Here is an 8,435-nt window from a genome sequence, read left to right on the forward strand (position 1 = left end):
ACCACCATGAATGATCGTCGAACCTTTCTCAAACAGGCCGGGATCCTGGCCGCCGCGCTGCCCCTCGGTGCCGGGCTCGACAGCCAGGCCATGGCCGACACCCTGCAAGCGCTGCCCAAGGACAAATGGGCGCAACTGCGTCAGCTGTTCCTGCTCGACCCCGACTACATCCACTTCTCGAACTTCCTGGTCACCTCCCACCCAAGACCGGTACGCGAGGCCATCGACCAGCACCGCGCTTGGCTCGACCGCAATCCGGGACTGGCAATGGACTGGGACCGCGAAGAAACCTGGAAGCACGAAGCCGAGGTCCGCAACCAGGCCGGCAAATACCTGCAGGCCAAACCCGGGCAAATCGCCCTGACCGGCAGCACCACCGAAGGCCTGGCGATGATTTATGGCGGAATTCATGTGCGCCCGGATCAAGAAATCCTCACCACCGAACACGAGCATTATTCGACCCACAGCATTCTCGAGTTCAGGGCCCAAAAGCAGCAAACCCGGGTGCGCAAGATCAGGCTGTTCAAGGACCCGCAACAGCTCTCGACCGACGAAGTGCTCGACTCGATTCGTCGCAATATCCGGCCCGAGACCCGGGTCCTGGGGATGACCTGGGTGCACTCGGGCAGCGGCGTGAAATTGCCGCTGGCAGAGATCGGCAAGCTGGTGGACGAACACAACAAGGATCGTGACGACCAGAACCGGCTGCTGTACGTCGTCGATGGCGTCCACGGCTTTGGCGTGGAAGACCTGAGCTTCTCGCAAATGAACTGCGACTTCTTTATCGCCGGCACCCACAAGTGGCTGTTTGGCCCGCGCGGTACCGGCATCGTTTGCTCGCGCTTCGAGGAGCTGAAATACCTCACACCCAGTGAGCCGACCTTCTCCGAAGACAACAACTTCGCCACCAGCATGTCCCCCGGCGGCTACCACGCCTTCGAACATCGCTGGGCCCTCAACGAAGCCTTCAAATTGCATTTGCAACTGGGCAAGGCCGAGGTTCAGGCACGCATTCATCAACTCAACAGCTACCTCAAGCAGCGTCTGCAGGAACACTCGCGGATCGAGCTGGTGACGCCCCTCAGTCCCGAGCTGTCGGCCGGTTTCACTTTCTTCCGGATCAAGGATCAGGACAGCGACCAGGTCGCAGCTTATCTGATGCAGAACCGGGTAGTCGTCGATGCCGTGGAGCGCGATGTCGGTCCGCTGATCCGGACCGCTCCGGGCCTGCTCAACAGCGAAGCGGAGGTCGATCGTTTCATGGCCTTGCTGAGCAACAGACGTTGACCCCTTGAAGCCTCCCAGGATGCCATTTCCCTTGATCGAGATGACTCATGACCAATGACCCGCTCACCGCCCAACCGCACGCCTATCCGTTGAAGACGCTGACCGCGTTGGCCTTCACCGCACTGCTCGGCGGCCTGCTGCCAAGTACCGCCCTGGCGGCCACGCCGCCACAACCGGGCAAGGTATTCAAGGACTGCAAGGACTGCCCGGAAATGGTCGTGCTGCCAGCTGGCACCTTCACCATGGGCACTCCGGACGGCGAAGCCGGCCGCGAACCCGACGAGGGTCCGATGCATGAAGTAACCTTCGCTAGACCTTTCGCCATGAGCCGCTTTCAGATCACCGCCGGTGAATGGGACCGCTACGTGCGGGAAACCGGGGTCAAGATCGCCAACGGTGATACCCGGCCCGGTCGCGAATGCGTGGCCAGCAAGCCCCGCTATGCACAGACCCCGCGCCAGCCAGCGGTGTGCATGGACTTCGCCGACGTGCAAGCCTATGTCGCCTGGCTGTCGAAAAAAACCGGGCAGAGCTATCGAATGGTCAGCGAGGCCCAACGCGAGTACGCCGCCCGTGCCGGCTCCAGCGGCCCCTTCCCGTTCCCCTTCGATGAAGGCAAGGCATACAGCATCGCCAAACATGCCAACACCTATGGCCCGGCTGATGGCTACAGTTTCAGCTCGCCGGTCGGCAGCTATCCGCCCAACGCATTCGGCATGTACGACATGCACGGCAATGTCTATGAGTGGATCGCCGACTGTGAACACACCAACTACCTCGGCGCGCCAACCGATGGCAGCGCGTGGGTCGAGCCTGGATGTGAAGCGCTGCAGATCCGCGGCAACGACTGGGGCGAAGCGCCGGTGTTTTCCCGCTCGGGCAACCGCAACAACATCTATCCGCAAACCCGCGGAGACTGGATCGGCTTTCGCGTTATACGTGAGCTCTAGACTATAATCCTGCCCGCCCCTGCATACAGGTCGCCGCCAGTCGGCGGCCTTCTAAATTAAGCGCCTGACCAGACGTTCTACTGGGTATCTGCCTCTACGACCCAAGGAACTGTCCCCTCATGACCCAGCCTGCGCGCGGTGCAATTCATGAATTGTTCACCCTCCTCAAACCCTTTCGGCTAGTCGTCGCGCTATCGATCCTCCTCGGCATGGTCGGCGGGTTGAGCGTCACGGTGTTGCTGGCAACCATCAACACTGCCCTGCACTCGGAAAGCGGCCTGACCCAAGGGGTGGTGGCCCTGTTTGCCGGCCTGTGCCTGCTGGCATTGTTCAGTTCGATCTGCTCGGACATCGGCACCAACTACGTCGGCCAGCACATCATCGCCAAGCTGCGCAAAGAACTGGGAGAAAAGGTCCTCTCGGCCCCCATCGAACAGATCGAGCGTTATCGCAGCCACCGGTTGATCCCGGTGCTGACCCATGACGTGGACACCATCAGCGATTTCGCCTTCGCCTTCGCTCCGCTGGCGATTTCCCTGACCGTGACGCTGGGTTGCATGGGTTACCTGGCCATGTTGTCGTGGCCGATGTTCCTGATGATGGTCGTGGCGATCATCATTGGCACGGGGATTCAGTACTTCGCCCAAAGCCGGGGTATCCAGGGCTTCATGGCCGCCCGGGACGCCGAGGACGAGTTGCAAAAGCACTACAACGCCATTGCCGAAGGCGCCAAGGAACTGCGTATCCACCGGCCACGTCGCCAGCGCATGTTCGTCTCCGGGATCAAGGCCACTGCCGACTTCATCTGCACTACGCAGATCCGTTCGATCAACACCTTCGTCATCGCCAAGACCTTCGGTTCGATGCTGTTCTTTGTCGTCATCGGCCTGGCCCTGGCCCTGCAATCCTTCTGGCCCAGCGCCGACAAGACGGTGATGAGCGGCTTCGTGCTGGTGTTGCTGTACATGAAAGGCCCGCTGGAACATCTGGTGGGCACCCTGCCGATTGTCAGCCGGGCACAGATCGCCTTTCGCCGGATCGCCGAACTCTCCGAGCAGTTCTCTTCCCCCGAGCCACACCTGCTGCTGGATGACCAGGGCAATAAGGCCAAGCCGGTGCACAGCCTCGAGCTGCGCAATGTCAGCTACGCGTTTCCCGCCGCACCGGGCAGCGAAGCGTTTCGCCTGGGGCCGGTGAACCTGAAGATCGAACACGGCGAAATAATCTTTATCGTCGGTGAAAACGGTTGCGGCAAGACCACCTTGATCAAATTGCTGCTGGGACTCTATCCGCCGCAGCAAGGAGAAATCCGTCTCAACGGGCAGAGCATCGACGCCGAACACCGCGACGATTACCGCCAATTGTTCACTACGATTTTCGCCGACTACTACCTGTTCGATGACGTCGTGCAAGGCGACCAGCACATCCCCGAAGACGCCAACCAGTACCTGCAACGCCTGGAGATCGCCCACAAGGTCAGCGTCGCGGACGGCGCCTTCACCACCACCGACCTCTCCACCGGCCAGCGCAAGCGCCTGGCCCTGGTCAACGCCTGGCTGGAACAACGCCCGGTATTGGTATTCGACGAATGGGCGGCCGACCAGGACCCGACCTTCCGGCGGATCTTCTACACCGAGCTGCTCCCGGATCTGAAACGCCTGGGCAAGACCATCATCGTCATCTCCCACGACGACCGCTACTTCGATGTCGCCGACCAGCTGGTGCGCATGGAGGCCGGTCAGGTGGTCACAGCGCTGAGCCCGGCCTGATCCGCTGAAAGCGCGGTCCGGCAGGGTGCCTGCGACCGCGCGGTAGCACCGATTCAACGTTTGGGGGATTTATTTTTTCCGGTTTCACCAACGTGCCGCGTCTAATAATAATTATCATTTACTAAAAACTGCACACTTCGCTTCAGGAGCATTTAGAGCAATGCAAAGCCCTACCCTGTCCCGCACACCTCTGGCAAAGGCGATCCACCGGCAAAAATCCCGCAGAGCAGTCCTGCCCGGCGCTCTGTTGACCCTACTGTTGCTCGGGGTCTCTGAAGTGCAGGCGGCACCGGTCGAGGTGGACATTCCCGCGCAGTCGCTGGCCAGCGCCCTGCAGCAACTGGGGCAACAAGCCAACCTGCAGATCCTCTACAGTCCGGACATGGTCAAGGGCATCAAGTCCACCGCGGTTGCCGGGAACCTTGAGCCCGAACAAGCGCTCGACAGACTGCTGCTGGGGAGCGGCATCACTTTTCAACTGACTGGCAACACAGTCTCGCTGATCCCGGTGGCGGGGGCCTCCAGCGCCGTGGAACTGGGCGCGGTGTCGATCTCCGGCAAGGCGCCGGGTTCGACCACCGAAGGCACCGGCCTGTACACCACTTACTCGTCCAGTAGCTCGACCCGGCTCAACCTGACGCAGAAAGAAACTCCGCAGTCGGTCACCGTGATGACCCGTCAGCGCCTGGATGACCAGCGGCTCACTAATCTGACCGATGTCCTCGAAGCCACCCCGGGTGTCACCGTTACTCGCCTGGGCCTGGGCACCGAGAACGACACCTATTGGTCCCGCGGTTTCCAGATCCAGAACTTCGAGATCGACGGCGTGCCTACCTCCACCCGCCTGGACAACTACACCCAAAGCTCGGCCATATACGACCGTATAGAAATCGTCCGCGGCGCCACCGGCCTGATCAGTGGCATGGGTAACCCATCGGCGACCATCAACCTGATCCGCAAGCGTCCTACCGCGCAAGCACAGGCGAGCATCACTGGCGAAGCCGGTAGCTGGGATCGCTACGGCAGCGGTTTCGATGTTTCCGGGCCACTGACCGAAAGCGGCAATGTGCGCGGCCGCCTGGTGGTCGACTACAAGAACCAGCAAGCCTGGGTCGATCGCTTCAAGCAGGACTCCCAACTGATCTACGGCATCACCGAATTCGACCTGAGCGAATCGACCATGCTGACCGCCGGCTTCAGCTATCAGAAGACCCAGGTCGATGCGCCGCTGCGCGGGGGTTACCAGACCAAATTCAGCAACGGCAACAAAACCCACATGCAGCGCTCGCTCAACCCCGCGCCGAACTGGGCATACAACGACCACGATCAGACCAACTACTTCACCTCCATCGAACATCAATTCGATAACGGCTGGAGCGGCAAGATCGAATACGGCCACACCGAAAACAAATTCGACGAGCTCTTTTCCTACACCATCGGCAGCCTCGACCAGGCCACCGGCTCCGGCGCCGTGCTGCTGCCCGTGCACTGGTCGGGCACACCCCGCCAGGACAACATCGACGCCTACCTGACCGGGCCGTTCTCGGCGTTCGGTCGCGAACATGAGCTGATCGTCGGTGTCACCGCCACCGACTATGAGGAGAACACCCCGAACTACAACGACTGGTTGCGGGACTATGGCTTCCAGGTTCCGGACTATAGAACCTGGAACGGCGATGCACCGAAACCCGCCACACCGGTCGTTGGCAAAGGCAGCATCAAAGAGAAGCAATACGCCGCCTACCTGACCTCGCGCCTGCACGTTACCGACGATCTGAGCGTGATTCTCGGTGGCCGTCTGACCGACTGGAAACGCGACACCGATACCCACCTTTACGGGCAAGGCACGACCACGGTCGAAGAGAAGGAAAGCGGCGTCTTCATTCCTTACACCGGTGTGGTCTACGACCTGGACGATAACTGGTCGCTGTATGCCAGTTACACCAAGATCTTCAACCCGCAGGCTTCCTACGTTCGCGACATCAACCGCAAAGCCCTCGAACCACTGGAAGGCACGGGTTACGAAGTCGGTATCAAGGGCAGCTTCTACGACGAAAAACTCAACGCCAGCCTGGCCCTGTTCAAGCTGGAGCAAGACAACCTCGCGGTATGGCAGTCGAACACCCAGGCCTACATCACCGAGGAAAGCACCAGCACCGAAGGTGTCGAGTTTGAAATGAACGGCGAGCTGGCTGAAGGCTGGCAGGCATCTGCCGGTTATGCCTACAGCGTCACCACCGACGCCGAAGACAAGCGCATCGTCACCAACCTGCCACGCCATATGCTGAAGACGTTCACTGCCTATCGCCTGCCCGGCATGCTGGACAAGCTTACTGTGGGTGGTGGTGTGAACTGGCAGAGCAAGACCGGCGAAAACCTGCACTACTACGAGCAGGGCAGCTATGCGATTACCAACCTCATGGCCCGCTACGACATCTCCAAAAACCTCAGCGCCTCGGTCAACCTGAACAACGTGTTCGACCGTGAGTACTACTCCTTCGTCTACTCCGAAGGTGTGTATGGCGCGCCGCGTAATATCATGACCGGCTTCAAGTACAACTTCTGAGGCTGAGTTCTGGCTGAACAAGCCATGTCGGAAAAAGCGCACCTGGTTTCAGGTTCGCTTTTTTTATGCCTGGGACATTGACTGAACGGCTAAAATGACAAAGCCCAGCGCCAAGGCCAGGCTTTCAATCTTCAAGCGCTTTCTGGTGGAACCGCAGATTGAGAGATGACGATTTTTTCGGAATCCTTCTTGAGGCTGGAGGGGGATAGCACCTCCCCGCAAACAAACAGCAAGCCAAGGAAACCGGCGACACTTAGCGACGCCTTTGATTCAACTGCGGCCTGCATGAAGTCATCAGAAAAACTGGCGCCCATCATGAGGCAGAAAGGGAACACCGATGCTCCATTGAGCAGCGACATCACCGTATCAGTTGTGGTGATTTGTTTTCTGCAGCGCCATTGCTGGGCAAAGCTGATAAGTACACAGATACCTGCAACTATCAGGGTAATTCCGTCGCTGCCAATCTCATGACCATGGACGGTAAACACCTAGGCGATCGCTAGCAGCTTCATTGTCACAAACGCACCGCCAGCGCCGAGAACACCCGCCATAAGTTCGCCAGAGGCTTCCACGCCGAAAAATGCGTTCGCCGCCGCAATCCCCAATAGTGCGCCAGACAGAACAAGCCGCAGAGTCTTGAGGTTGGATATTTTCATGAGTGACCCTTCCTGGGTGAATTGCTTGCCGGTTTTCGAGCATCACACGCGTTGCGATTTGCAGATGCTGAAGGTGGAGTAATTATCCACGCCAATTCTGTGTAATGGTTGAAATGCTCGTCAGTTAATTGTTTACCGGTATTACAGTCTCGCAAGCCTGATCTACGGGCCAAAACATACGCACCAGTTAATCCCTTACACGGTCCGTAGCAGCTGCCGAAGGCTGCGGATACAGCGCCCGCTGCAGTACTTCGGCCAGCTCCCGGTAAACCGCTTCAACCTCGGCAGTCACCATCGGCATACGCAGGAAGTCATGGACCAGCCCGCGATACTCACGGCACTCCACCACACTCCCCTGCGCCGCAAGTCGCTGCGCGTAGGCGCGCCCTTCATCGATCAACGGATCGAAGCCTGCCAGGGCAATGAAGGCTGGTGCCACGCCCTGCAGGTCGGGTGCGAGCAACGGCGAGAAACGCCAGTCATCGCGGTCTTCGGGCGTTCGCGCGTAGTGGTCGTAGAACCACTCCAGGGTCGCGCTTTCCAGTAGATAACCTTCACTCAGCAGCTCCATGGATTCGCTGCGCCGCGAGGCGTCGGTCACCGGGTAGCAAAGCAATTGCAGGCAGGGCTTGAGTCCCGAAGGATCGGCGGCGGCCTCGATGGCCAACACCGTGGCCAACGTTGCGCCGACACTGTCGCCGCCATAGGCTAGCCGATCGGTATCCAGAGCCAGTTCTTCGGCGTTTACGGCCAGCCAGTGCAGGGCATCGGCGGCGTCGTCCACGGCGGTCGGGAACTTGTACTCCGGCGCTCTCCGGTATTCCACTGCGAGCACCGCACAGGGGGTTCGCGCACAAAACTCGCGGCATACCCCATCGTGTGAGTCGAGGCTGCCGACCACAAAACCGCCGCCGTGCAGGAACACCAGCACTGGCAGGGTTTCCTGGCTTTCCCCCAAGGGTCGATAAAGCCGCATCGGCAATGAGCTGCCATCGCGGGTCGGATAATTCAGGTCGAGGCAATCGACCTCGGGCGCCTGCCAGCGCATCCGCGCCGAAGACTGCTCGAACGCCTGCCGTGCCTGCTCTGGCGTCTGCCGATGCAAGGCTATGGAGTCGCCTGTCTGATTCGCTTCGACAAGGTCGAGAAAGGCCGCGATTTCCGGATTCAATGACATCAAATGCATCCTGGGGCGGCCACGCTGGCC

7 protein-coding genes are annotated in these 8,435 nt (G+C 59.8%); 4 read left to right on the top strand and 3 right to left on the bottom strand.

Translation table 11 applies throughout. The annotated features are described in order from the left end of the window. Nucleotides 1–6 precede the first annotated feature (6 nt). The 4 genes from F8N85_RS20770 (at nucleotide 7) to F8N85_RS20785 (ending at nucleotide 6,572) form a co-directional block, all read left to right on the top strand. Nucleotides 7–1,287: an aminotransferase class V-fold PLP-dependent enzyme gene (locus F8N85_RS20770; RefSeq protein WP_150805397.1), complete on the top strand. Its 1,281-nt coding sequence runs from the start codon at nucleotides 7–9 to the stop codon at nucleotides 1,285–1,287. A gap of 47 nt (nucleotides 1,288–1,334) precedes the next feature. After that, on the top strand, nucleotides 1,335–2,237 hold the full coding sequence (locus F8N85_RS20775) for a formylglycine-generating enzyme family protein (RefSeq protein WP_150805398.1): 903 nt from the start codon (nucleotides 1,335–1,337) through the stop codon (nucleotides 2,235–2,237). Nucleotides 2,238–2,356: 119 nt separating this feature from the next. Beyond that, nucleotides 2,357–4,006: a cyclic peptide export ABC transporter gene (locus F8N85_RS20780; RefSeq protein WP_150805399.1), complete on the top strand. Its 1,650-nt coding sequence runs from the start codon at nucleotides 2,357–2,359 to the stop codon at nucleotides 4,004–4,006. 160 nt (nucleotides 4,007–4,166) lie between these two features. Next, on the top strand, nucleotides 4,167–6,572 hold the full coding sequence (locus tag F8N85_RS20785; protein ID WP_150805400.1) for a TonB-dependent siderophore receptor: 2,406 nt from the start codon (nucleotides 4,167–4,169) through the stop codon (nucleotides 6,570–6,572). Nucleotides 6,573–6,703: 131 nt separating this feature from the next. Here F8N85_RS20785 and F8N85_RS20790 read toward each other — a convergent pair whose 3' ends face one another. From F8N85_RS20790 to F8N85_RS20795, 3 genes are all read right to left on the bottom strand, one after another. Further along, nucleotides 6,704–7,060, bottom strand: a complete 357-nt coding sequence (locus F8N85_RS20790) for a hypothetical protein (RefSeq protein ID WP_150805401.1) — start codon at nucleotides 7,058–7,060, stop codon at nucleotides 6,704–6,706. Then, nucleotides 7,061–7,228: a hypothetical protein gene (locus tag F8N85_RS34580; RefSeq protein WP_191636223.1), complete on the bottom strand. Its 168-nt coding sequence runs from the start codon at nucleotides 7,226–7,228 to the stop codon at nucleotides 7,061–7,063. Between the two features lie 187 nt (nucleotides 7,229–7,415). Beyond that, on the bottom strand, nucleotides 7,416–8,405 hold the full coding sequence (locus tag F8N85_RS20795; protein WP_150805402.1) for an alpha/beta hydrolase: 990 nt from the start codon (nucleotides 8,403–8,405) through the stop codon (nucleotides 7,416–7,418). Between the last annotated feature and the right edge of the window lie 30 nt (nucleotides 8,406–8,435).

This window comes from Pseudomonas fluorescens (assembly GCF_902497875.1).
Taxonomy (GTDB): Bacteria; Pseudomonadota; Gammaproteobacteria; order Pseudomonadales; family Pseudomonadaceae; genus Aquipseudomonas; species Aquipseudomonas fluorescens_BR.

Excerpts from the sequence above, each read along its gene's own strand:
- F8N85_RS20770 (WP_150805397.1), top strand. The coding sequence starts at position 7 with ATGAATGATCGTCGAACCTTTCTCAAACAGGCCGGGATCCTGGCCGCC.
- F8N85_RS20775 (WP_150805398.1), top strand. The coding sequence starts at position 1,335 with ATGACCAATGACCCGCTCACCGCCCAACCGCACGCCTATCCGTTGAAG.
- F8N85_RS20780 (WP_150805399.1), top strand. The coding sequence starts at position 2,357 with ATGACCCAGCCTGCGCGCGGTGCAATTCATGAATTGTTCACCCTCCTC.
- F8N85_RS20785 (WP_150805400.1), top strand. The coding sequence starts at position 4,167 with ATGCAAAGCCCTACCCTGTCCCGCACACCTCTGGCAAAGGCGATCCAC.
- F8N85_RS34580 (WP_191636223.1), bottom strand. The coding sequence starts at position 7,228 with ATGAAAATATCCAACCTCAAGACTCTGCGGCTTGTTCTGTCTGGCGCA.
- F8N85_RS20795 (WP_150805402.1), bottom strand. The coding sequence starts at position 8,405 with ATGTCATTGAATCCGGAAATCGCGGCCTTTCTCGACCTTGTCGAAGCG.